Below are 25,331 nucleotides of genomic sequence, written 5' to 3'. Positions count from 1 at the left end.
ACAAAAAAGGAATGAAATCCAATTCCCATTAATATTGGTCTTTTGCAATTAAATAAAAGGGAATTTGTACAAAACCAGTGTGCCATCTAAAACATTTTCAATGTATTCTCAACAGTTGAAAACACAGACCACACCAATATTCCAATTTTAATTGAATGAGCTACACATATTAATCAATTAATTTTTAGAAAAATTACTAAAGCTGCTTAACAATGCTTGACCATATTTAGTTCCCTAATTCGATCAACAAAAAACAGCAATAAAAAAAGGGGGCAGCGCCCCCTTTTTTATTGAATGCGGCCACTTGCATGAGCAAGCATAGTATATACTTTACCAGTATCTGAGGTCAAATATTCACGCACAGTATCGTTATTACCGCCATTTTTTGTCACATCGCCAAGCAAGCGTTCAAAATCTGTAATATATTGGCTTACAGCGCGACGGAACTCACCCTCAAGTGCATATTTGTGCTTAATTTTCTCGAATATCTTCAAACCATTCGCATTATATAGACGATTTGGTGTGATATTTCGTTGTCCGCGGCGATAATACTGCCAAAGCTCAGCAATTGCATTGCGATCAATACCTTGAACAATATCAGCAGACATCGAGGTTAAGGTATCACCAGCATTTTCAGTGATAGGCTTTGCGGTATTAACAGGAGCATGCGTTGCCCCCTTATCCACATCATCACGCGAAGCCCTAGCTAACAAATCTGACACCCAACCACGAGATTGATTTGAACGCTGCGCCGATGCAGCGCGTGGATCTTGATGGCCAGAACTCGCATCCAAACCACGATTGGCGGTTTGTTGTGTTGTCTGTGTTTGCGGTGCAAACGCTTGTGGCTGTACTTGTACATTTTGTGCAGGCGCTGCTGCCTTGAATGCAGGCTGTGGCTGATAATTTGTACTACCAACATTACGCGCCGTAGAACGTACTGGTTCATTTACCACCGTTGGATTTGATCCAGATAAATAACTTGCTGGCAATGGAGCGCTGTTTTGTAATGGAGCAGCATTTTGCACTTGCGAAACCGCAGAATTATTACCTACAGCGCCAGTATTCTGCGGAGCACGAGTATTGGTTGGCGCTGGCGTAAATTGAGTTGTCGCAATTGAAGGCATTATTGAAGGTAATGGATCAACATGCACATCATTCGCACCTGCCCCCACAAGATCAGCTTGTAGCACAGCCGCCTTTTGCTCTTGCGGAGCAAAACTGCGAACAGGTTGAACTACACTTTGCTTTCTAGGTTCTGAAACAAAAAGATTGGGCTGATTAACGGCACCAGCTGCAGGTGTCGACACATCGAAAACACGCCCAGATTCTTCAACAATACCTGACAATTCTTTCAAAGCTTCAATTTGTTCAACTACCGCTTTACGCATAGCTTCAGTATATTCTTTTGTCTGAGTTGGTAGTGTCCGCACACCGCGACTTAAATCAGCACGAGTACGCGCCAACTCTTCACGAATTTCTTCGGCAGACTTACGAATTTCAGATGTTGCACCTTCAAAACGGTTAGATGCATCGTTCACCATTTCACTCAAAGATGATTGTAATTGCACAGTTGAAGACCGAGCCCGCTCTTCCGTGCGCTTCATAATTGCAGCAATGATTTGTTCGCAGTTTTGCATTGTTTCAGATACTTCTTCCGATTTCTGCACCAAACCATTTGCTAACGATGCCAATGCAACTTGCCGTTCATCAAGGCGGTCATTGAACATATCATGAGAACGATCAAGAAGACCGGTAGCTTCCGTTAAAATCTTGGCATGATCATCAAATTGCTGCGAAAATTTAGTAACGCTGTCAAGTGTTAATCTTGAAAGACCATTAAAGCGCTCAAGATCACTATTAAGATTACTACTTGTTACCGCAAAACTATCTGAAAGCTGACCAATATTTTGTTTAAATTCATTGGTCACGTCATTTAGGCGTGTATCAACTTCATAAACACCATTACGAAGCGCATTGACAGTTTGCTGGATAGTACCATTTGACGTATCAAGCCGATCTAAAAGCTGAGCAATGCTTTCAGAAATATCATTTTTTATCGCTTTAACTGCAGAAACTGTTTCATCCGAACTATTAGAAAAATTATTAATAAATGTATTATTTTCAGACCGCAACCGCTCTTCAGCTGCGCGTGTAACTTCCTTAAGCTGATCGCTAAATTGGTTAGTCAACATGCCAAGTGAGTCACTTGTTTTAGTTGCAGCAGCTTGCAATTGCTCAGTTAGGCCGTGCAAATCTTGCGTTTTATTTACAAGCTGAGATGCTGTTTTTTGAGTAATTTCAGAAATACGTCCTTCAATAGAGCTCAAACCTGTTGTAACACGTTCTTCAATAAGATTAATATTCTCTTTCAAGAATACCGAACGATCCGCGAGCTTTTGCTCTACTGATTGGGCAGCTTGAACAACAGAGCCACCAAGCCGCTCACCAGCATTTGCTAGCAGATTTTCAGCTTTATTAGCTTCATCTGCTAATGACAACGCAACTTCATTCATGCGATTATTAATGCGCTCAAGACCACCGGATAACTGATCATCAATTTTGAATGTTTCTTGTTGCAACCTTGATGAGGCAGATGAAACATGGCTGCTTATAGCGCTAAAACTATTTTGCAACTGTTCATCAATTTTTTGGGCTTCGCCTGTAAGGTTTCCAACAGCATCGACCATTTTCTCATGGATACGATCAATACTGGTTGATAATTGATTATCAACTTTACGTGCTTCTTCATTAAGGTTTGCAGCAGCGCTTGCCATTCTATGGCTGATCAAATCTAGCCCCACTGCAATTTGACCATCAATCTTACGCGCTTCATCGTTAAGGTTGGAAGATGCATCAGCCATACGATTGGCAATAAGATTTAAACCTGAATGAATATTACCTTCGATAATACGAGATTCAGCGGTCAAATTTGCAGCAGCATCAGCCATACGGCTGCTGATTAAATCAAGACCGGCATGAATTTGCCCCTCAATTTCCTGCATATTGCTCTTGAGCATCTGATCTCGAACATTAAATTGTTCATCAACATTTTGTGCTGCCTGAACAACCGAACCTGACAAGCGTTGACCAGCAGACATAATAATGTTGTGGGCCTTTTCTGCTTCATTACTAAGGTTTGCAGCAGTGTTAGATACGCGATTTTCAATCACGCTAAACCCATTGCTAAGTTGTAGCTCAATATCTGCAACATTCTCCTTGAGATATACAGCACGCTCTTGCAATTTGCGCTCAACCTCAAAAACCGACTCAAGCACAGATTCATTTAACTTATCACCCGCACGTGCAATCTGGTTTTCAGCGCGCTCAGCCTCGGATGCCAATGTACCGGAGACTTCTGAAATACGTTCTCTTAAAGTTTCTGACAAAGACAAGGCATTTTGTTCAAGAACTGCACGAACATTCGTAACACCGATCTCCAACGCATTTTGCATTGTTGCAGAACGCTCATCAATTACGGCTGTTTGTGTCTCGAAAGCTTTATCTAGTAATGCACTATTATGCTCGACAACTTCTCTCAAACTTAACGCACGTTGATCAAGTTTTTTACCTTGCAGTTCTAAACGCTCATCAACAGTTTCAAGAATACCGCCAATATTATTCTTCAATTCAATCGCTTGTTGAGAAATAATATTGCCGTGATTGTAAAGAGTTTCCTCAATAACTCCATGGCTATGCTCAATAACACCCTTCAAATTACTTTGACCATTAAGCATAAGATTATTTAATATATCTTCACCGTTGGACAAAGTATCTTTAAGAGCATGCTGACTATTATGCATGATATTGTTAAAATTAGCCTGGCTTTGACTTAAAGCATCTTCAAGGACAGCTTGATTACCAGACAAGGTTTCTTTTAATGCATGGTGACCATTATGCATGATATTATTAAATGTTGCCTGACTACCACTTAAAGTATCTTCAAACATCGCCTGATGACCAGACAAGGTTTCTTTTAATGCATGCTGGCCAGCACCAAGAACCTGCTTGATATCTTCTTGCCCAGAAGAAATAGCATCACCAATAGCAGTTTCGCTTTTCGTAAGCGTTTCTTGAACACCAATAATCCGTTCATCAATTGCCTGCGCCAAGTGAACGTGATTTTCAGCAAATACATCCTTAAGTCTCGAAGTTTGGTCTTCAAGGCGCTCAAGCTGCGCCATAAATGTCGATTTCAATACATCATCATTAGTCAAAACAGCAGATTGAACGAGATCTACATGCTGTCCCAAGGCTTCGGTAAATGAAATATTACCTTGAGCAATCATATCGCGAATATGAGCAATACGCGCTTCAATTACCCCAGCTTGCTCACCAAGAACTGCATTTAACGCTTCACTATTCATTTTAAGTGAATCATTTAAGGCTGTTGAACGCGCTTCAAGGTTTTGCGATTGCACTTCTATTGCTTCGCGTGCAGTCTCGAAGCCTCGAGAAATAGTTTCTTCAAACTTAGCGCTACGAATTAAAAATTCTTCAGACTGAGAGGTCGTCTTTTCATCAACAGACTGGATATTCGTTAAAAGCTTTTCTTCTATCTCGCCAACGTGACGAGAAAGCAAACCTAATTGGGTCGAAACAGTCGCAACAATTTGTGCGGCTTCCTTTTCCAAAGTATTTGAAAGGCGCTCACGCCCTTCCGTAAACTGATGGATAAAGCCACCTGCCCGCTCGTCAACCAATTTAGCAATAGTTGTTCCGACAATTTCCATTTCATGGGAAAGCCGCACTTTGGTTTCTTCAACCACTGATAAAATACCGTCTCGCCCACCAGTTAAGGTCTGGGCAATATCGCGAGTACGCTGTTGGAATGCATCATTAATGCGACCAACATGAGTATCCAGTGCCACATTTAGTTTATCAGTACTTTCCTCCAAAGCTTCAGTGCGAGCAATGAACGAGCGAATTAATGAAGTACTACGATCATTTAGAGATTCGTCAACCTGGTCTAGACGCTTTTCAAATGCTTGAATAGCCAAATTGGTCGCAGTATCAAAACTTGTTGAAAGTTCGCTAGCTTGCTTTTCTAAATCCAAGATTTGATCGGTAAACTGACGCAAAGATCCCTTAGTTTTTTGGTTAATGGTATTGTCTACATGACTAAATTTATCATTAAATTCATTTACTAAGCGATCAGTCGAGGCTTTAATACGTGCATCGATATCTTCTGATCGTTCTTCAATTTCGCTAAGGCTACTTGAAATAGCATCTGTTACGCTAGTACCGTTTTTAGCAAGACGGCCCGAAAGAAGAGCAAATTGCTCCTCCACCTTAGTGATCTGTTGGGCAAATTGATCAACAGAAGATACCGCAAGGTTATCGAGCGTTAATGGAAGATCCTGCGCGCGACTTTCTAGCCTTGCAATCTGTTGCGAGAATGTAGCAAGTGACTTCTCACCGCGTGTTTCAATCGCTTCATCAAGACTATCAAATTTATTTTGGAAGTCGCTAAGAACTTTATCAGCAGTTGAGCGCAATCTTGTATCAATATCATCGGAGCGCTTTTCAATATCAGAAACACTATCATTAACAGCTTCGATAATCTTTTCACCGCTATTGGCTAAGCGCCCTGTAAGACTATTAAAGCGGACTTCGACATCTTCCGTTCTATCATGGACGATTTTAACAAAATCATCCATTTTAGAACCAAGCCGCTCTGCCACAGCATTACTAGCTTGCTCTGTATGCTGGTCAATTTGGGCAAAACGCGTGTCAAGCTCCTCAAAGAACCGACCACGTGACGCGTCAAAGCTTTGAACAGTTTCAACAAATTTGTTTGATAATTGCTGAGCGACGCCCTCATTTGCTGTATTAAATTCATCGACCAATTCGCCCCAACGCATATTAAGTGTGTCGGATAAAGTCGACGTAAAAGATTCAGCCGAAGCATTTATATGGTCTGCAATCGAGTTAAATTCACGCGTAAGCTGATCTTTAGCCCCTGTAATGGTTGTTTTTACATGCTCAGCATGTGTGGAAACAGCTTCTCTTTCATTTGCAAGCTCAATGATAAGCGACCTAATGCGATTTTCATTTTCACTATAAGCTTGTTCAAGATTATTGACTTCGCTTTGCAATAGCGCTTCAAGTTCGCTCGCGCGAGAAATAGTACGATCAATACCATCACCCATCGCTTCAACTTCTTGACGAATAGAAGAACCAAGGCTTTGAACGCGCTCTTTTGATTCCACATCGGGTTCAAGCAAACGGCGCGCAGCAATATTAATTTCTTCAACTGCATCTTGAAGTTCTCGCGCGCGCCTAGCCAGCTGTGCAAAACCGGTAAACATCAATATTGGGACAATCGTTCCTGCTGTGACAAGCAAGCCTGAAGCACTCGTTAAAAAACCTCCCAAAGAACTATCCGCAGCAAGCTTATAAGCTGTCGCGACCCCACCCACAAACCACAAGGCTCCTAAGGCAGTAGTACTCCAAAATACAGGTCCGAGCTTGGATTTCCTTTTACCCTTAAAAGCTGGGAAACTAGCATCTCGCATAGAGGTGCTAGCCAAAGAAATTTCTCGACGCTCTTTATTCTGTGTCGTATGTTGCGAGCCAGAATCGATATCAGGCCGTGAAAAAACAGAGGACCGCTCGGAATTAGCAACAGTTTCCTTAGCTTTCGCTTCTTTTTTTGGCTCCCTAATCTCTTTAATCTCCGTACCACCATTTTCATTGCTGGCAACATTTAGACCTATACGACCTAAATCGCGGGTATTTGAATGGTCAGAAACGGTCGAGCTTGGTGTTTTAGAGCTAACTGCATCCTGAACATCAGAATGAATTGAAGCAGCAACTAAAGACGAATGATCACTATTGCCATTTTTAGACAAACTCCCTACACGTGGAACAGGACGCACATTGGTGACTTCCGGAACTATTTCATCATTCGTCAAACTAATGCCATTTGATAATTCATCAGCGACTGCATCCATGAATGATACAGAAATATCATTATCCATTGGCTTTTCGTTTACCTGACCAGGAACTACCTCTTCAGCAAAACTTTCAGATTTATTGGTATGAGCAACAAGCTCTTCAGCAGCCAATGCCATTTGCTGCTCAAGACTTTCAAGATCGAAAAGCTCTGAATCAACTTCATCAAGAATACTTTCTTCAAAAGCGCTTTCCAAGCCAAGCTCTTGCAACAATTCCTCATCATGACTATTTTGATCTGGAGTTTTTGCACCATCAATATGATCGGATGAACTGCTATGAGACAATTTTTCTTGAGATGTATTTTGTTCTACTGCGTTTTCTTCTATTGAAGGTGAGCGCAAAGCATCATCATCAAAATTAAAGTCAAGAGCATCCTCTAAAGCGGCTTCAACATCGATATCAAACTTATCTGCTTTGGTTCTACGTGCCATAATCCGTCTCATCACCATTATTAATCTGCAAGAATCATTTCTGCAAGACTAGTCGCTTTATGCCTGTTAAGAAATGTGAAAGGAAGAAGTTCTGAACAAAACGCGATACAAAACAGAACAAATCAATTACATAATTACGTAACACCTTAAGTGAGAATTAACGTAAAAGCAAATAATTTCAGTTATTAATAGGATAATTTTATTATGGTAAAAATATTGTTTATAACTTTGCCAGAAATGAACGAAATAGCAATAAATGGCGAAATTGGCACATCATTAATGGAATTGGCAGTCCTCAACAGTATAAAAGGAATCATTGGTGAATGTGGTGGCGCCTGTGCTTGCGCCACATGCCATGTCTATATTGATGAAAAATGGCAAGACGAATTGCCTGAGCCAAGCATAATGGAAATTGATATGTTGGATTTTGCCGATGAGACTAATGAGAATTCTCGTTTAGCATGTCAAATTTTTTTAACCGAAAATTTGGACGGCCTTAGAGTTTTTATTCCATAATATATAAACGCTATACTCATCTTAATTCTAGACAGAAAACAATAAAAGAGCGAATAACAAAAAGGGCGGATATCTCCGCCCTAAATTCTTTCTAAAACAAAATAAAAATTATTTCGTATTAACTGCTTCTTTAAGAGATTTGCCAGCTGAAAATTTTGGCACGTTACGAGCAGGAATGTCGATTTCTACATTGGTTGTTGGGATACGACCCTTAGTAGCGGCACGATGAGATACTTCGAAGGCACCAAAACCAGGCAAACGTACATCACCGCCAGCTTGCAATGCTTCGGTAACAGAAGCAATAAATGCATCCACAGCTGCACCAGCTTGCACTTTTGTAAGACCAGCTTTTTCTGCAACGGAGCTGACGAGTTCGTTCTTATTCATTCGGTATTTCCTTTCCTGATTTACCGGAGACAAAACAATACAATTTTAGCTATAAAGCAAGTTTATTCAAATCTATAGCAATTTGAAGAAAAAAATGCTGCAACCACCAGTTTTCTGGCGTTTTTCATTATTTACTTGCAAAAAAGCAACAAAATTTCATTCAAAACAAAAAAAAGAGCGGTAAAAACCGCTCTTTTCCTCTTTTTTTAACGTGAATCAGTGCGCTATTGCATGAGCACTCTTGTCTTCGTCTGTATCTGAAGCCGTTGAAACTGGACTCAATGGCTCTGTCCATTCAATAGCCTCTGGCTGACGGACTAAAGCATGCTTAAGCACTTCACTTGCATGAGATACTGGTATTATTTCCATATTATTCTTAACATTGTCTGGAATATCCACCAAATCCTTGGCATTTTCTTCCGGGATAAGAACTGTCTTAATACCACCACGCAATGCAGCAAGCAGCTTTTCTTTCAAACCGCCAATCGGCAATACGCGGCCACGCAATGTAATTTCACCCGTCATGGCGACATCCTTACGCACAGGAATGCCAGTCATAATAGATACAATTGCTGTCATCATGCCAACGCCAGCTGAAGGACCATCTTTTGGTGTTGCACCTTCTGGAACATGGACGTGAATATCACGTTTATCAAAGAAAGGTGGCTCGATACCAAAATCAACAGCTCGCGAGCGTACATAAGATGCAGCAGCTGAAATCGACTCCTTCATAACATCACGTAGGTTACCAGTTACAGTCATACGACCTTTACCTGGCATCATGACACCTTCAATAGTCAGCAACTCACCACCAACCTCAGTCCAAGCTAAACCAGTAACAATACCAATTTGGTCTTCGCCATCAATTTGGCCAAAGCGATAACGCTTAACACCTAGATATTCGTCAATATTATCAGCAGTGATTGTAACGGATTTTTTACCTGTCTTAATAATCTCGGTTACTGCTTTGCGAGCAAGCTTCATGAGCTCACGTTCAAGGCTTCTTACACCTGCTTCACGAGTATAATATTGAATAATCGAGCGGATAGCACTTTCATCAACAAAAAACTCATCTTTTGAAATTGCATGATCACTAATGGCTTTAGGCAATAAATGACGCTTTGCAATCTCAACTTTTTCATCTTCTGTATAACCAGCAATGCGGATAATTTCCATACGATCAAGCAATGGACCTGGAATATTAAGTGTATTAGCTGTTGTCACAAACATAACGTCAGATAAATCATATTCAACTTCCAGATAATGATCCATAAAGGTTGAGTTCTGTTCTGGATCCAACACTTCCAATAAAGCAGATGATGGATCACCACGGAAATCTTGTCCCATTTTATCAATCTCATCCAAAAGGAAAAGCGGATTAGAACGCTTAGCCTTTTTCATTGATTGAATAATTTTACCGGGCATTGAACCAATATACGTACGACGATGACCGCGAATTTCTGATTCATCACGTACACCACCTAACGACATACGAACATATTCACGACCCGTTGCCTTAGCAATAGAACGTGCAAGCGACGTCTTACCAACGCCAGGAGGGCCTACCAAGCAAAGAATTGGACCTTTAATTTTAGAAATCCTACTTTGCACTGCGAGATACTCAACAATACGTTCTTTTACCTTATCAAGGCCGAAATGCTCCTCATCAAGAACCTTTTCCGCAAAATTGAGATCCTTTTTAATCTTGGACTTTTTGCCCCAAGGAATTGTTAGCAACCAATCAAGATAATTACGCACCACAGTTGCTTCAGCAGACATTGGCGACATGGAGCGAAGTTTTTTAACCTCAGCTGCGGTCTTTTCCTGAGCCTCTTTGCTTAACTTGGTATTTTTTGCAAGCTCTTCAATTTCAGATACTTCATCACGGCCATCTTCGCCTTCGCCAAGCTCTTTCTGGATCGCCTTCATCTGTTCATTGAGATAATATTCTCGCTGAGTTTTTTCCATTTGGCGTTTAACACGCGATCTAATACGTTTCTCAACCTGCAGAACTGAAATTTCACCTTCCATAAAAGAAAGCGCTTTTTCAAGTCTTTGGGCAACAGAAAGGAGCGATAGCATTTCCTGCTTTTCAGAAAGCTTAATAGCAAGATGCGACGCAATGGTGTCTGCTAATTTTGAGGGCTCGTCAATTTGGCTAACTGCCGTTACAACCTCTGGTGAAATCTTTTTATTCAATTTCACATAATTTTCAAAATCAGCAACAACCGAACGTGCTAAGGCCTCAATCTCAACCTTGTCTTCCTCACCTTCGTGAAGAACCAATGCCTCAGCCTGAATGTAACCATCATCTTCTGAGAACACCGACAATTGAGCACGCGCCACACCTTCGACAAGTACCTTAACAGTACCATCAGGTAGTTTAAGCAATTGCAAAATATTAGCTAAAGTGCCAATTTCATAAATGTCTTCAGTTTTTGGATCATCGTCGGCGGCATTTTTTTGCGTTGCAAGCAAAATTTGCTTATCTTCACGCATAGCCACTTCAATAGCTTTAATTGACTTTTCACGCCCAACAAAGAGCGGCACAATCATATGCGGGAAGACAACAATATCTCTTAGCGGCAGAACGGCGTAAAGCCCGTTCTCGGCTTTTTTAGTCTTCTCGTTATTTTGCATTTCATGTCCTTTCTGGGACCAATGGCCCCCACCGCCATAATGCATGCCCCAATTTTTGCAAACATGCATCACGCTTCTGAACAGATAATTGGTTGCCAAAAGCATCAAATTCAAGCCCTTGGCGCAGTTTAATTATTAGATCGTATAATTAATGAATATTTTTCTCTAATTAATTATGCTATAAGTGCTTCTCCTCAACATCACTTCAGCTTTTCCAATTATCAGCAGTCAAATCAAAAAAGCTATAGTAATGGATATGAGACAATAAGCAATATTAAAAAGCCCTAAATGGGCTAATTTAGGGCTTTTTTCAAGTCAAATAAAAATTATTTTGACTATCTGAACAACCCTTACTCTATATCATCGGAATTAAAAGCCTCGAAAACCATTTGATCGACTAGCTTTTCAATCGCCAACCATTGCTCGATTTTTTGTATAACGCCGGTAATAATAGACACCTGCATACGTTGGCGCATAAAACGTACAAAAACATTAGTCAAGGCCTTCTTATTATATAAAATAAACTAAACATCACGGGTCAGCATAAAAAATTCAATTCAATCGCGCTGCGCTGAATGCTGCTTGCACGCATACCATGAGCAACGCCTTCGGCCGATACGCGAAAGCGTCTTAATAAATGAAAGTCCCCTGCTAGCATTGCAGCATTATTTCCATAATGACGCAATTTATCATTCGTAGCGGTTGCTAAATCTGTATTAAAATGAGGAGGATTACCATGCAGATTGACTAATACCGGTGTTCGACCTTGAAGTTTATCAAGAACATCCTCCTAGCTTTGAATAAAACCATTGCTATCACTAACTTTTTGTCCGACAATACCCTTGCAAGGCAACCGATAATCTTAGCTTCCAATGATAAAGCTGACAAGTGGTCATGATAAACAATAACTGCGCCATCTTTGGTTAAGCAGCCATCCAACATTATAGGGAAATTTTGATCAGCAGCAAGGTAAAAAGCCGTTAAAACATTTTCCGCAATTCCTTTGGATTTGTTATGCAGACCATGATGAGCAATCGGTCGTTGTTTTAACCAGTCAAGCGTCATATCACTTTCCCCTTTTATCAGGAAAAGGGATATATATGGAAGTTATGTAAAAGATCAATGAAAATAGCTTTATGTCTATAAACACTTTCAAGCTATCAAAATGAATATCACAATGCCTAAGACTTTGGCCATATACATAAAAAATGTATCATTCAATTGATGAATTGAAAGAATGGACACAAAAAGGTAATGTCAATATTGAAATAAAACGTTTCTCCATGTTTCATGAAGATATTGGCAGATATATGCTATTCCTTTACGTTCCTTCTAGTCTGCATTATATACTAAGGGCTGACTTATTAGATTATTCTACACGCTCAAGTATTACAGAATTGCTTTATACAATTTCAGTCTACGATTATCATTCCCAAAATTTGAGTATTTTTCATTTAACATCATTTGGAAAAATATTACCCCGTGTGTGTTATTATTGGGTTGGGAAAAGAAGCCGAATTATGCGCGCGTCTTGCATTAAAATAGATTTAACATGATTTTTAATAGCGGCACAGGCGCAGGATATCTTGGTTGGTTTATGTTGTTCCTAGCGAAGGATTGATTAAAACCAAAGACTATAATTTCAGAACAAATTTTCGCAAGATTGAGGTTAAATCGCTAGGGTCAGTTTGGGGTGAAGCACTGCAAAACTGGCGTAGCGAAGATATGATTTTTATCGATCAATTAATGGCTGAAATGACTGATTACCATTTATCCAATACAAAACTAATAAAAGTTGAGGAGGGGTACTTCACGTTGATTTTGCATCGAAGTATTTTTGGCTTTATCCAATAAAATTATTAGCTTTATTAGGACTGCGCGAAATGCACGGAATTCCTAATCCGCATTTGAGCCATCCACCTTTTTTAGCAACGCCACTTGCCAATCTTAATCCTCCAACACAATGGCCAAAAGATGAGTTAATGGATGCAGCCAAAAAACGTTTTCGCCGGAATTATCCTGCTACACCATCGATAAGCAACACCAATCAGTTGCGTTATGGGCAAAATTAACATTTACACAATTAATGTCGTTCCCGCCTAAAACCCTCAGCGTTTTTGTCTAAACATTAAAGTCTAAACAACTTTATTAATTGTGCACGATTACAAGCTTTAACCTATAATAAGAGTCGCTTGTAAGCAATTTTATCATAACTTAGGTTGATAAAAATCAATCGTAAAGATAATAAAAATCAATCATATATGCAACATTATTCATATACTAAACTTATAAAATCAATCTGATAGCTTTCAAGGAGCTTTCCTTCTTTAGATTGATTCAAATCAACGACTGTATTTATTCTAAGTTCATATTGCCAGCATCGACGCAACCAATTTTTCGGTGTTGCGTTTCAACCAGACTAAATTTGCTGGACAAAAAAATGGAAAACAAAAAAATCAAAGCCCCCGCTGGGCAAAATTCCGCGTTATGGTTGAGCACTTTTGCTTTTACCATTTGTTTCGCCATCTGGACTATATTCGCAATTATCGGCGTTCAGATCCAAGACCAGTTAGGTTTATCCCAAAGCCAATTTGGACTCTTAGTTGGTACACCAATTTTAACCGGTTCGCTCGTTCGTATTCCGCTCGGCATCTGGTCCGAACAATATGGTGGACGTCTTGTTACTCTTATAACAATGCTTCTAGCTGCTATTGCTACATATCTTCTGACCTTTGCCACAACCTATAATCAAATGCTTCTTGCAGCTCTTGGTATTGGTCTTGCTGGTGGTGCCTTCTCCTCTGGCGTTGCTTATGTCGCTCGTTGGTTTAAAGGTAGCCCGCGCCTTGGTCTCGCACTTGGTATTTTCGGCGCTGGCAATGTTGGTGCAGCAGTTACAAAGCTTTTTGCGCCAACTGTTTCTAATATTGGCGGTGGCTGGCATGCAGTGGCAATTGTTTGGGCCATAGCCCTTGCAGTGACGGGTATTGTATTCTTTGTCTTCACCAAAGACGATCCTACACTTGTTGCACAACGTAAAAGTGGTCAAAAGCCTAATAGCAGCTGGCTAGAGCTATCCCCGCTCGCCAAATTGCAAGTATGGCGCTTTTCACTGTATTATTTCTTTGTTTTTGGTGGCTTTATCGCCCTTGCTGCATGGCTTCCTAAATATCTTATGAATGTTTATGCATTTGATTTAAGAACAGCAGGTATCGTTGCTGCATTTTTCTCAATCCCTGCCAGCTTGTTCCGTATTTATGGTGGTTATCTTTCTGATACTCTTGGCGCTCGTAAAGTTATGTATTGGACACTTACTGTTTCGGTTATCACATCCTTTTTCCTTTGCTACCCACCAACACAATATACTATTGAAAGCATAAACGGTCCAATCTCGTTCCATATGGCAACAGGTTACATTACCTTTACCATTATTGTGTTTATCCTTGGCTTCGCCATGGCACTTGGAAAGGCCGCAGTTTATAAGCATATTCCGGTTTATTTCCCTGAAAATGTCGGTGCTGTTGGTGGTCTTGTTGGTATGATTGGTGGTCTTGGCGGCTTTATCCTTCCTATCATATTTGGAAAGATTCTTGAAATTACCGGTGTCTATACCACTTGTTTTATGGTGCTTTTCGCAATTGCCGCCGTTTCCCTCCTTTGGATGCACTTTTCAATTCGCCGCATGGAACAACAACGCCTTGCCGAAATGGGTGAGACCCTTGCCGAATTTCCGGAGCTACGCTAATGTCTAATCCTAATAATAAATACGTTCTAACTACTTGGAACCCTGAAGATGCGTCATTCTGGCAACGGACTGGTAAAGCAATAGCTAATAAAAATCTTTGGATCTCAATTCCTGCACTTCTTTTAGCTTTTGCTATTTGGCAAGTTTGGTCCGTAACAGTATCAGAACTGCCTAAAGCTGGTTTTAATTATACAGCAACGCAATTGTTCTGGCTTGCGGCTCTTCCCGGTCTTTCAGGTGGTACTCTTCGCATTTTCTATTCGTTTATGGTACCCATTTTCGGTGGCCGTCGTTGGACAGCTCTTACCACTGCATCGCTTTTAATTCCTGCAATTGGTATTGGTTTTGCCGTGCAAAACCCAGAAACCCCTTATTGGGTTATGGTTGCACTTTCATTGCTTTGTGGCTTTGGTGGCGGTAACTTCTCATCATCAATGGCTAATATTTCCTTTTTCTACCCAAAGAGCGAAAAAGGTAAAGCAATGGGCTTAAATGCTGGCATTGGTAACCTTGGTGTATCAGTTGTTCAATTGGTTGTTCCCCTTGTTATCGCCACTAGCGTTTTTGGCTGGCTCGGCGGCAACCCACAGACAATCACCCAAGCTAATGGTGCAACATCATCAATCTGGTTACAAAACGGTGCCTTTGTCTTTGTGCCTTTCATCATTATTTGTACGATTGCTAGCTGGTTTGGTATGAATGATATTGCTGATGCTAAAGCTTCATTCGCTGATCAAGCAATTATTTTTAAGCGCAAAGACAACTGGTTAATGTGCGTTCTTTACATGGGTACATTTGGTTCGTTTATCGGTTTTGCTGCTGCATTTCCTCTTTTGATGAAAGTTACTTTCCCTGAAGTAAATGTTCTTAATTATGTTTTCTTAGGGCCATTAATTTCAGCTCTTGCACGTGCTGGTTCTGGTGGCTTGAGTGATCGCGTTGGCGGTGGCCGTGTGACATTGATTTCTTTTATCATTATGATGGCTGCTCTTCTTGCTGCACTCTATTTTGTAGCAAATCCTGAAAATCCAATTGCTTTTGGTGGCTTCTTTACCTCATTCATGGTGCTGTTCTTTGCAACAGGTGTTGGTAATGCTTCAACTTTCCAAATGATCCCAGCAATTATGAGCCGCGTTATTGATAACACTATGCCAAATGCAACAACTGAACAAAAACGCCATCAAACAGAGCGTGAATCTGCTGCAATCACAGGCTTTACTGCCGCAATCGCTGCTTATGCTTTCTTCATCATTCCAATCAGCTTTAATGCTTCAAAGCTTTATTATGGTGGTCCACAAGCAGCTCTATTCGGCTTCCTAATTTTCTACCTCATCTGCCTTTTTATTACTTGGTTTTGCTACACCCGTAAGGGCGCAATTCTACACATTGAAGGTCAACGCGCAAAGCGTATCCAATCGACAGGAGACCAAAACAAATGAGTAATTTACTCGATCGTCTCAACTTTCTTGCCCATAAGCGCGAAAAATTCTCCCAAGGCCACGGTATTACTACCGATGAAGACCGCAGCTGGGAAGATAGCTATCGCAAGCGTTGGCAGTATGACAAAATCGTTCGCTCAACCCATGGTGTAAATTGCACGGGTTCATGTTCATGGAAAATCTATGTAAAAGGCGGTATCGTTACTTGGGAAACCCAACAAACCGATTACCCACGTACTCGGCCTGATCTTCCAAACCATGAACCACGCGGTTGTCCGCGCGGCGCAAGCTATAGCTGGTATATGTATTCAGCAAACCGCGTTAAATACCCACTTATTCGAGCACGCCTTTTAAAACTTTGGCGTACTGAACGCGTTCTTAAAACCCCTATTGGTGCATGGGCTGCCATTCAGGAAAATCCTGAAAAGCGTCGTGAATATCAAAAAGTACGTGGTCTTGGTGGATTTGTCCGTGCAACTTGGGCAGAAATGAACGAGATTATTGCAGCTGCAAATGCTTACACTGTGCGCAAATACGGTCCAGATCGCGTTATTGGTTTCTCGCCAATTCCTGCAATGTCAATGATCTCATATGCTGCTGGTGCACGTTATTTGTCATTGCTTGGCGGTACTTGCATGTCTTTCTATGACTGGTATTGTGATTTGCCACCAGCATCACCAATGACATGGGGCGAACAAACCGACGTTCCTGAATCTGCTGACTGGTATAATGCTGGTTTCTTGATGCTTTGGGGTTCGAATGTTCCACAAACGCGTACACCGGACGCACATTTTTATAGTGAAGCTCGCTATAAGGGTGCAAAGTCAGTTGTCGTTTGTCCAGACTATTCTGAAGCAGCCAAATTTGCTGATATGTGGCTTCATCCAAAACAAGGTACTGATGCCGCCCTTTCAATGGCATTTGGTCATGTTATTTTGCGTGAATTCCATCTTGACCGCCAAGCTGAATATTTTGATGATTATTGCCGTCGTTATACCGACATGCCAATGCTTGTTCGCCTTACTGGCAAAAACGGTCATTATATTCCTGATCGCCTATTGCGCGCTTCAGATTTTGATAAAAATCTCGGTGAAGACAATAACCCAGAATGGAAAACAATTGCGGTTGATAGTTTAACTGGCGAATATGTTGCACCTACTGGCTCTGCCGGTTTCCGTTGGGGTGAAGATGGCAAATGGAACCTTGAACAAAAAGATAGCAAGGGTCGCGACATCACTTTGGAAATGAGCTTTATGCTTGAAGGTGACCATGATGCCGTTGCCGATGTTGATTTCCCTTATTTTGGCAATAAGGAACATGATTATTTTGAAGGAACAGACCACGATAGCATACTTACACGCAAGGTCCCTGCCCGCAAATTGAAACTTCCTGAAGGGGAAGTCATGGTTGCGACAGTCTTTGACTTGTTTGTTGCTAATTATGGTCTTGAACGCGGTTTCAAAGATCCTAACTGCGCCACAAGCTATGATGAAAACATTCCTTATACCCCAGCTTGGGCCGAAAAAATTACTGGTGTACCACGTGCAAATATTATTTCTGTTGCTCGTGAATTTGCGCGTAATGCTGAAAAGACCAATGGTCGCTCAATGGTTATTCTTGGCGCTGGCTTGAATCACTGGTACCATATGGACATGAACTACCGCGGCATTATTAATATGCTGATTATGTGTGGTTGTATCGGTCAATCTGGTGGTGGCTGGAGCCACTATGTTGGACAAGAAAAGCTCCGTCCGCAAACCGGTTGGACACCTCTTGCATTTGGTCTTGACTGGGCACGCCCACCACGTCACATGAATTCAACTTCATTCTTCTATGCCCACACCGATCAATGGCGTTATGAAACAGTTAAGGTAAGCGATTTGCTTTCACCTACTGCGCCTGAAGGCCCATGGGAAGGCTCATTAATTGATTATAATATCAGAGCTGAGCGTATGGGTTGGTTGCCATCTGCACCGCAGCTTGAAACCAATCCACTTGATCTTGCAAAACAAGCTCAAGAAGCTGGCATGGAGCCTAAGGATTTTGTGGCGCAAAGCCTAAAATCAGGCAAATTGAAAATGTCATGTGAAGATCCAGATGCAGAAGTAAATTGGCCACGCAATATGTTTGTTTGGCGCTCAAATCTGCTTGGTTCATCAGGTAAGGGACATGAATATTTCCTCAAGCATTTGCTAGGCACTTCAAATGGTGTACTTGGCAAAGATTTGGGTGAAGAAGGTCGTGCTGGCTCGGTCGAGGCTGTTTGGCATGATGAAGCTCCAGAAGGTAAACTCGATCTTTTGGTAACGCTCGATTTCCGTATGTCCACAACTTGTGTATATTCTGACATTGTCTTGCCTACCGCAACATGGTATGAAAAGAACGACCTTAACACCTCGGATATGCATCCTTTCATCCATCCTTTATCAAGTGCTGCCGATCCTGCATGGGAAGCACGTAGCGACTGGGAAATCTTTAAAGGCATTGCAAAGCGCTTTTCTGAAATTGCTCCTGAAGTCCTTGGTGTTGAAAAAGACGTTGTTCTTGTACCAACTCTGCATGATACTCCAAATGAACTTGCACAGCCATTTGATGTTAAAGATTGGAAAAAAGGCGAAATCGAACCAATTCCTGGTAAGACAATGCCAACAGTGGCTGTTGTAGAACGCGACTATCCAAATCTTTATAAGCGCTTTACAGCTCTTGGACCATTACTTAAAAACATTGGTAATGGCGGTAAGGGTATTGCTTGGAATACTGATCATGAAGTTGACTTCCTCGCAAAACTTAACGGTGTTGTTGAAGAAGAAGGCGTAACTAAAGGTATGCCTAAGATTGAAAGTGATATTGATGCAACGGAAGTTGTATTGTCGCTTGCGCCGGAAACAAATGGTGAAGTTGCAGTTAAAGCATGGTCCGCTTTAAGTAAAATCACTGGTCGCGACCATACCCATCTTGCTATCCCAAAAGAAGATGAAAAAATTCGCTATCGTGATATTGTTGCTCAACCGCGTAAGATCATTTCTTCACCCACATGGTCAGGATTGGAATCTGAAGAAGTCTGCTATAATGCATGCTATACCAATGTTCATGAGCTTATTCCTTGGCGTACAATTAGTGGTCGTCAGCAGCTTTATCAGGATCATTTATGGATGCGGGCATTTGGTGAAGCCTTCTGCGTTTACCGTCCTCCTATTGATACCAAGACTGTAACACCTGCATTGCAAGCTAAAGCTGATGGGCAGCCACACCTTGTCTTGAACTTCATCACACCTCACCAAAAATGGGGTATCCATTCAACCTATTCTGATAACTTGCTTATGCTTACGCTTAACCGCGGTGGCCCCGTTGTCTGGATTTCAGAACCAGATGCCAAACGTGCAGGCATTATCGATAATGACTGGGTTGAAGTTTATAACAGCAATGGTGCCTTGGTTGCCCGTGCAGTTGTTTCCCAACGCATGAAAGACGGAACAATGTTCATGTACCATGCGCAAGAAAAAATTGTTAACGTCCCTGGCTCACCATTAACCGGCCAACGTGGCGGTATCCATAACTCGGTTACCCGCGTTATTACTAAACCAACCCATATGATTGGTGGCTATGCTCAACTTTCTTATGGCTTTAACTATTACGGCACAGTTGGTGCCAACCGTGATGAATTCGTTGTCGTTCGCAAATTGGCAAAAGTTGATTGGTTAGATGATGAATTACCCGAACATGCAGCAAAGGAGGCGGCACAATGAAGGTCCGCGCACAAATAGGTATGGTCCTCAATTTGGACAAATGTATCGGCTGTCACACCTGTTCGGTGACATGTAAAAACGTTTGGACAAATCGTGAAGGCGTAGAATATGCTTGGTTCAACAATGTTGAATCAAAGCCAGGCATTGGTTTTCCTAAGGATTGGGAAAACCAAAAACGTTGGAATGGCGGCTGGGTTAGAAAGTCTAACGGTAAGTTAGAACCTAAAATCGGTTCAAAATGGCGGGTATTGGCAAAGATTTTTGCCAATCCTGACCTACCTGAAATCGATGATTATTATGAACCATTTGATTTTGACTATGAGCATTTGCAAACCGCTAAGGAAAGCAAAGCAATGCCAGTTGCTCGTCCGCGCTCGAAAATTAGCGGACAACGCATGGAAAAAATTGAATGGGGTCCAAACTGGGAAGAAATTCTTGGTGGCGAATTTGAAAAGCGCTCAAAGGATTATAACTTTAACGGCGTTCAAAAAGACATTTATGGACAATTTGAAAATACATTCATGATGTATTTGCCACGCCTTTGCGAACATTGCCTCAATCCTGCTTGCGTTGCATCATGCCCATCAGGCGCTATTTATAAGCGCGACAATGATGGTATCGTTTTAATCGATCAAGATAAGTGCCGTGGTTGGCGCATGTGTGTTTCTGGCTGCCCTTATAAGAAGATTTATTATAACTGGTCTTCTGGTAAATCAGAAAAATGCATTTTCTGCTATCCACGTATTGAAAGTGGTCAGCCAACAGTTTGCTCTGAAACCTGCGTTGGACGTATTCGTTATCTTGGTGTTATTCTTTATGATGCCGACAAGATTTCTGATGCAGCTAGCACTATGAGCGAAGAAGATCTTTACGAAGAACAATTGAAGATGTTCTTGGATCCTAATGATCCAGCTGTAATTGATCAGGCTCGCAAGGATGGTATTTCTGAAGAATGGTTGGACGCTGCAAAGAATTCACCCGTTTATAAGATGGCAATGGAATGGAAAGTGGCTTTCCCACTTCATCCAGAATATCGCACCTTGCCAATGGTTTGGTATATTCCACCACTTTCACCACTGCAGTCAGCAGCTGAAGCTGGTAAAATTGAAATGGATGATTTTATTCCAAATGTTCGCTCATTGCGTATTCCGGTTAAATATCTAGCCAATCTTTTGACCGCAGGTAAGGAAGAGCCAGTTATTTCCGCTCTTGAACGTATGCTAGCCATGCGTGCTTATATGCGTGCAAAAACAGTTGATGGGGTGATTGATCCATCAATTCCTGAAAAAGTTGGCATGGACCGCGAAATGATTGAACACATGTATCATGTCATGGCGATTGCTAATTATGAAGACCGCTTTGTGGTGCCAACAGCCCATCGCGAAGTCAGTGAAGATGCCTATGAAATGCGCGGATCTTGCGGCTTTTCATTTGGTAATGGTTGTTCAGGTAGTAGTTCTACTGCTGAGCTTTTTGGTAGCAAAAAACCTCGCCACCATACAGCAAGCGGAATGTTGAAGGAGAGCGCATGATGCATACGGATCTTAAAATTCTATCCATTCTATTAGCTTACCCTGAAGAAGCACTAAAGCATGATGCAAGCCTTCTTGCCGCAACGTTAGAAGAGACAAGTGAGCTTGATGCGCAAACATTAGCTAAGGTCAAACACTTGATTGCAACCCTTGGTGAACGTGATATTTTTGAAAGCCAAGAAGAATATGTCACTTTGTTTGACCGTACACGCTCACTCTCATTACATCTTTTTGAACATGTTCACGGCGAAAGCCGTGATCGTGGACAAGCGATGGTTGATTTGAAAATCATGTATGAAGAAGCTGGTCTTGAAATTAATGCCAGTGAATTGCCTGACTATCTGCCCATGTTCCTTGAATATCTTTCAACAAGAACCGCAGATGAAGCTCGTCAATCCATTAGCGACATCCTGCACATTGTAACAGCAATCGGCGAACGTTTACAAAAACGCAATTCTCCTTATGCTGCAGCATTTACCGCATTGGAAGCCCTATCAAATGGTGGTGCGGATAAGGCATTGCTAGATGAACTTCGCAATATGGAAGAAGATGATCCAAACGACCTTGAAGCGCTTGACCGCATCTGGGAAGAAGAAGCTGTAACATTTGGTGCAAATCAAGGTGAAAATGCCTGTGGACCAGATCGTTTACGTACAAGGCTGCGGGCGGCAAATCGCGACGCGACCCATAGCCAACATTAAGGAGAAACCCCATGTATTCGTATATTAATACACTTTTATTTGGGATCTATCCCTATATTGCCCTCACTGTTTTGGTCCTAGGCTGTATTGCCCGTTATGATCTTGATCCCTATACTTGGCGTTCAGGATCAAGCCAATTATTAAGACGCAAACAGCTTATCTGGGGTTCTGTTTTATTCCATGTCGGTGTATTGTTGATTTTTGGCGGCCATCTTGTTGGTCTGCTTACACCTCTTGCGCTTTTTGATGCATTGGGAATTAGCCATACATTTAAGCAATTACTAGCTATTTGTCTTGGCGGTGTTGCTGGTACTATGGGTATTATTGGTGCAACATTGCTTGTTCACCGCCGCTTGTTTGATGCCCGTGTTCGCGCCAATTCAAGTTTTTCTGATACGATGATTATCATTTTACTTTGGATTCAATTGATGCTTGGTCTTCTAACCATTCCATTATCACTTGGACATCTTGATGGTCATGAAATGGTGAAATTCATGAATTGGGCTCAAGGAATCTTTACATTCAACATTGCTGCATCAAGCTATATTATTGATACAGCGGCTGTATTCAAACTGCATATTTTCCTTGGACTTACTATTCTTCTGGTTTTCCCATTCACTCGTCTTGTTCATATGTTGAGCGTTCCTGTCCGTTATATTTGGCGTCCAGGGTATCAAATTGTGCGTAAGGCTGAAAAAAATGCACCTATGGTGCGTGAACCCGCAGAATAACAGTTAGGGGATCCTTTACCTCCCATACACCCGTTAAGGGGTCCCCGACCAAATCTTCCGAAATTTGCATATTGGTTTTATAAGGTTAACAGCTTTGGCACCCTCAATCCCCCCCGCATTTTGAGGGTGCCTACCCGATAACGAATTTACCTTTTTAGCTTAATTTTCTAAGCTAAAATATTTGATACCCTTGAATTTCCCCCGCAGTTTAAGGGTATCAAACTAATGTCAAATAAAACCTATGATTGAGATTTTATATTATGTTCCAAATTGGGAACAACTTGATCAATCAAGCGTTTAAAACAAATAAATCGATAAATTTCGGTTATAGACTCAACTCTCACCGCTAATTTTAGCGACAAGGCAGAATTTAAGTTATAACTATTATAAAAAGCATAGCTTTCGTCATTTATGTGCAGACTCAAACCTGAAACTGCGTTGTTTCAATTGATGAAAGACCATGAAAACGCTATGGAGTAAATTATGGTAACCCTTTTCAATAGTAAAACCGAAGATAATACACCAAAACCCTATAGCAAAAAACAGGATGTTGATACTCGCATTCCGCCAAAGGCGAAACCGGTTTTCAACCAGATTAGTGTCAATGGAATTACCATAGAAGAAGCAGATATTTTGGCAGAAGCGCAAAATCATCCCGCAGAAAATCCAGGCGAAGCGCTTACAGCAGCAGCACGCGCCCTAGTTATCCGCGAATTACTATTACAAGAAGCTAAACGCCTTGATCTTTATAGTGATGAACTATCAAGCGATCAACGTAGTGACACACCACAAGACATTGCAATTAGTAAATTAATGGATCAAGAAATATCTGTTCCCAATGCAACTCTTGAAGATTGCCAACGCTTTTATAACAATAATACCGACCGTTTCCTATCCGATATGATTGTGGAGGCTCGCCATATTCTTATTAGTGCAGATCCAAAAGTACAGGCTGACCGAGATGGCGCAAAAACAATCGCCACAGAAATTATCCGTAACCTCGAATTAAGTCCATCACGTTTTAATGAGCTTGCAAAGGAATATTCTGACTGTCCTTCATCGATGCATGGTGGCAACCTTGGACAATTAACCACCGGTAGTACGGTACCCGAATTTGAACAAGCATTGAAAATTGCCGAAGGTGCAGGACTCCTCAAAAGCCCAGTTGAAACCCGTTACGGTTTTCATGTCGTTGACATTATTCGTAAAATTCCAGGAACCCCTCTTCCCTTTGAAGCTGTAAAAGATCGCGTCAGTGCATGGCTAGAAGCATCAAGTTGGTCGCGAGCTGTTTCGCAATATATATTAATTTTAGCAGGAAACGCCAAAATTGAAGGCATTGAAGTTTTGCCGTCAGATGGACCATTAGTGCAATAAAATGATATTTACTATCACTTTAGAAGTGTGTTATTTATAATCACACTTATCGAAAGCGAAAGACATGCTTGACACGGTCAAAAACAATAAATCAGCTTTAAAGCCCTCACAATTACAAGATGGCTTTGGACGAAATGTAAGCTATTTACGTCTTTCTGTAACAGATCGTTGTGATTTACGCTGTGTCTATTGCATGTCTGAAGATATGGTTTTTTTGCCTAAAAAAGAACTATTAACTGTTGAAGAACTTTATCGTGTTTCTTCAACCATGATAAATCTTGGTATTAAAAAGATTCGTCTAACCGGTGGTGAACCATTGGTTCGTCGCGGCATCATGCAGTTGTTCGCCATGTTGTCGCCCCATATTGGCAAAGATCTTGAAGAACTCACATTAACTACCAACGGTACCTTGCTTGACCGCCATGCAGGCGAACTTGCCTCATTTGGGGTAAAAAGGGTCAATATTTCATTGGATACGTTGAATCCTGCACGCTATGAGGATATAACCAGGTTAGGCGATATTGCTAAAGTTTTCCGTGGCATTGATGCAGCACTGGAAGCAGGGCTGAAAGTTAAAATAAATACAGTTGCCATGAATGGGCATTTTTTAAGTGAGGTAGATGAACTTATTCGCTTTGCCCATGCACGCAACATGGACCTAACATTAATTGAGGAAATGCCTCTTGGTTATACAGGCCATGATCGAGTCGAGACTCACCTTTCACTTACTAAACTACGCGAAAGTCTCTCGCAACGTTGGACGCTTAACTCATCGGCTAAAAGCTCTGGTGGCCCAGCGCGTTATGTCACAGTTGAAGAAACCGGCGGTCAGCTTGGCTTTATAACACCACTTTCTTGCGATTTTTGTGCGAACTGCAATCGCGTCCGCATAGGCTCAACCGGTCGTTTATATCCATGTATGGGGCAAACTGGCATGGTTGAGTTGCGTGAAGTTCTACGTTCAAGTGAAGCAAATGAGCATTTGATTGAAAAAATCTATTCCGCAATTGCAGGAAAGCCAAAAGGCCATAATTTTTTGATAGAAAAAGACAAGGTATTTGGTATTGCACGCCATATGTCAGAACTTGGCGGCTAAGCGGCCAAGTTCTGACCTAAATAATATGGT

15 protein-coding genes and 1 pseudogene are annotated in these 25,331 nt (G+C 41.4%); 10 read left to right on the top strand and 6 right to left on the bottom strand.

Annotation, left to right across the window (positions count from 1 at the left end):
- Positions 1–287: 287 nt before the first annotated feature.
- A complete protein-coding gene (locus N6A79_RS06165) occupies positions 288–7,391 on the bottom strand; it encodes a hypothetical protein (protein ID WP_268547392.1) in 7,104 nt (2,367 codons plus the stop codon).
- Between the two features lie 204 nt (positions 7,392–7,595).
- Between N6A79_RS06165 and N6A79_RS06160 the strand changes: the two genes are divergently transcribed.
- A complete protein-coding gene (locus N6A79_RS06160) occupies positions 7,596–7,907 on the top strand; it encodes a 2Fe-2S iron-sulfur cluster-binding protein (protein ID WP_268547391.1) in 312 nt (103 codons plus the stop codon).
- Positions 7,908–8,015: 108 nt separating this feature from the next.
- Here N6A79_RS06160 and N6A79_RS06155 read toward each other — a convergent pair whose 3' ends face one another.
- The 5 genes from N6A79_RS06155 to N6A79_RS06135 all read right to left on the bottom strand — a co-directional run bounded on the left by N6A79_RS06155 (position 8,016) and on the right by N6A79_RS06135 (position 11,999).
- The gene (locus N6A79_RS06155; protein ID WP_182419340.1) at positions 8,016–8,294 is read right to left on the bottom strand and encodes an HU family DNA-binding protein; all 279 of its coding nucleotides are present in this window, start codon (positions 8,292–8,294) and stop codon (positions 8,016–8,018) included.
- Between the two features lie 216 nt (positions 8,295–8,510).
- Positions 8,511–10,934, bottom strand: coding sequence for an endopeptidase La (gene lon / locus N6A79_RS06150; protein ID WP_262080328.1), 2,424 nt, complete (start codon positions 10,932–10,934; stop codon positions 8,511–8,513).
- A gap of 350 nt (positions 10,935–11,284) precedes the next feature.
- On the bottom strand, positions 11,285–11,434 hold the full coding sequence (locus N6A79_RS06145; protein WP_268547390.1) for a hypothetical protein: 150 nt from the start codon (positions 11,432–11,434) through the stop codon (positions 11,285–11,287).
- Positions 11,435–11,472: 38 nt separating this feature from the next.
- Positions 11,473–11,619, bottom strand: coding sequence for a hypothetical protein (locus N6A79_RS06140; protein WP_268547389.1), 147 nt, complete (start codon positions 11,617–11,619; stop codon positions 11,473–11,475).
- Between the two features lie 62 nt (positions 11,620–11,681).
- Positions 11,682–11,999, bottom strand: a complete 318-nt coding sequence (locus N6A79_RS06135) for a hypothetical protein (protein ID WP_268547388.1) — start codon at positions 11,997–11,999, stop codon at positions 11,682–11,684.
- A 525-nt stretch (positions 12,000–12,524) separates the two neighbouring features.
- On the opposite strand from N6A79_RS06135, the gene N6A79_RS06130 reads away from it, so the two are divergent.
- The 9 genes and pseudogenes from N6A79_RS06130 to moaA all read left to right on the top strand — a co-directional run bounded on the left by N6A79_RS06130 (position 12,525) and on the right by moaA (position 25,301).
- Positions 12,525–12,788 (top strand): hypothetical protein, encoded by a 264-nt coding sequence (locus N6A79_RS06130; RefSeq protein WP_268547387.1) that lies wholly within the window; start codon positions 12,525–12,527, stop codon positions 12,786–12,788.
- Positions 12,789–12,817: 29 nt separating this feature from the next.
- The gene (locus N6A79_RS06125) at positions 12,818–13,006 is read left to right on the top strand and encodes a hypothetical protein (protein ID WP_268547386.1); all 189 of its coding nucleotides are present in this window, start codon (positions 12,818–12,820) and stop codon (positions 13,004–13,006) included.
- Between the two features lie 368 nt (positions 13,007–13,374).
- Positions 13,375–16,118 (top strand): annotated as a pseudogene (locus N6A79_RS15840) (nitrate/nitrite transporter).
- The gene (locus tag N6A79_RS06110) at positions 16,115–19,864 is read left to right on the top strand and encodes a nitrate reductase subunit alpha (RefSeq protein WP_268547384.1); all 3,750 of its coding nucleotides are present in this window, start codon (positions 16,115–16,117) and stop codon (positions 19,862–19,864) included. The pseudogene N6A79_RS15840 and the gene N6A79_RS06110 overlap by 4 nt, the downstream one beginning before the upstream one ends.
- Positions 19,861–21,396: a nitrate reductase subunit beta gene (narH, locus tag N6A79_RS06105; protein ID WP_182419333.1), complete on the top strand. Its 1,536-nt coding sequence runs from the start codon at positions 19,861–19,863 to the stop codon at positions 21,394–21,396. The genes N6A79_RS06110 and narH overlap by 4 nt, the downstream gene beginning before the upstream one ends.
- Complete coding sequence (narJ, locus tag N6A79_RS06100) at positions 21,396–22,097, top strand: nitrate reductase molybdenum cofactor assembly chaperone (protein WP_182419332.1); 702 nt, start codon at positions 21,396–21,398, stop codon at positions 22,095–22,097. Before narH ends, narJ begins: the two co-directional genes overlap by 1 nt.
- An 11-nt stretch (positions 22,098–22,108) precedes the next feature.
- Positions 22,109–22,828: a respiratory nitrate reductase subunit gamma gene (gene narI / locus N6A79_RS06095; protein WP_268547383.1), complete on the top strand. Its 720-nt coding sequence runs from the start codon at positions 22,109–22,111 to the stop codon at positions 22,826–22,828.
- A 483-nt stretch (positions 22,829–23,311) separates the two neighbouring features.
- Positions 23,312–24,205 (top strand): peptidylprolyl isomerase, encoded by an 894-nt coding sequence (locus N6A79_RS06090; protein ID WP_246708155.1) that lies wholly within the window; start codon positions 23,312–23,314, stop codon positions 24,203–24,205.
- Between the two features lie 64 nt (positions 24,206–24,269).
- The gene (gene moaA, locus N6A79_RS06085; RefSeq protein WP_268547382.1) at positions 24,270–25,301 is read left to right on the top strand and encodes a GTP 3',8-cyclase MoaA; all 1,032 of its coding nucleotides are present in this window, start codon (positions 24,270–24,272) and stop codon (positions 25,299–25,301) included.
- Positions 25,302–25,331: the final 30 nt, after the last annotated feature.

It is taken from the genome of Bartonella sp. HY761, from assembly GCF_026743145.1.
In the GTDB taxonomy this organism is placed as follows: domain Bacteria; phylum Pseudomonadota; class Alphaproteobacteria; order Rhizobiales; family Rhizobiaceae; genus HY038.
This window is presented reverse-complemented; position numbering and strand designations above follow the sequence as displayed.

Bases quoted from the DNA above. Each gene is read 5' to 3' on its own strand.
- N6A79_RS06165 (WP_268547392.1), bottom strand. From the start codon at position 7,391: ATGGCACGTAGAACCAAAGCAGATAAGTTTGATATCGATGTTGAAGCC.
- N6A79_RS06160 (WP_268547391.1), top strand. From the start codon at position 7,596: ATGGTAAAAATATTGTTTATAACTTTGCCAGAAATGAACGAAATAGCA.
- N6A79_RS06155 (WP_182419340.1), bottom strand. From the start codon at position 8,294: ATGAATAAGAACGAACTCGTCAGCTCCGTTGCAGAAAAAGCTGGTCTT.
- lon (WP_262080328.1), bottom strand. From the start codon at position 10,934: ATGCAAAATAACGAGAAGACTAAAAAAGCCGAGAACGGGCTTTACGCC.
- N6A79_RS06135 (WP_268547388.1), bottom strand. From the start codon at position 11,999: ATGACGCTTGACTGGTTAAAACAACGACCGATTGCTCATCATGGTCTG.
- N6A79_RS06125 (WP_268547386.1), top strand. From the start codon at position 12,818: ATGCACGGAATTCCTAATCCGCATTTGAGCCATCCACCTTTTTTAGCA.
- N6A79_RS06110 (WP_268547384.1), top strand. From the start codon at position 16,115: ATGAGTAATTTACTCGATCGTCTCAACTTTCTTGCCCATAAGCGCGAA.
- narH (WP_182419333.1), top strand. From the start codon at position 19,861: ATGAAGGTCCGCGCACAAATAGGTATGGTCCTCAATTTGGACAAATGT.
- narJ (WP_182419332.1), top strand. From the start codon at position 21,396: ATGCATACGGATCTTAAAATTCTATCCATTCTATTAGCTTACCCTGAA.
- narI (WP_268547383.1), top strand. From the start codon at position 22,109: ATGTATTCGTATATTAATACACTTTTATTTGGGATCTATCCCTATATT.
- N6A79_RS06090 (WP_246708155.1), top strand. From the start codon at position 23,312: ATGGTAACCCTTTTCAATAGTAAAACCGAAGATAATACACCAAAACCC.
- moaA (WP_268547382.1), top strand. From the start codon at position 24,270: ATGCTTGACACGGTCAAAAACAATAAATCAGCTTTAAAGCCCTCACAA.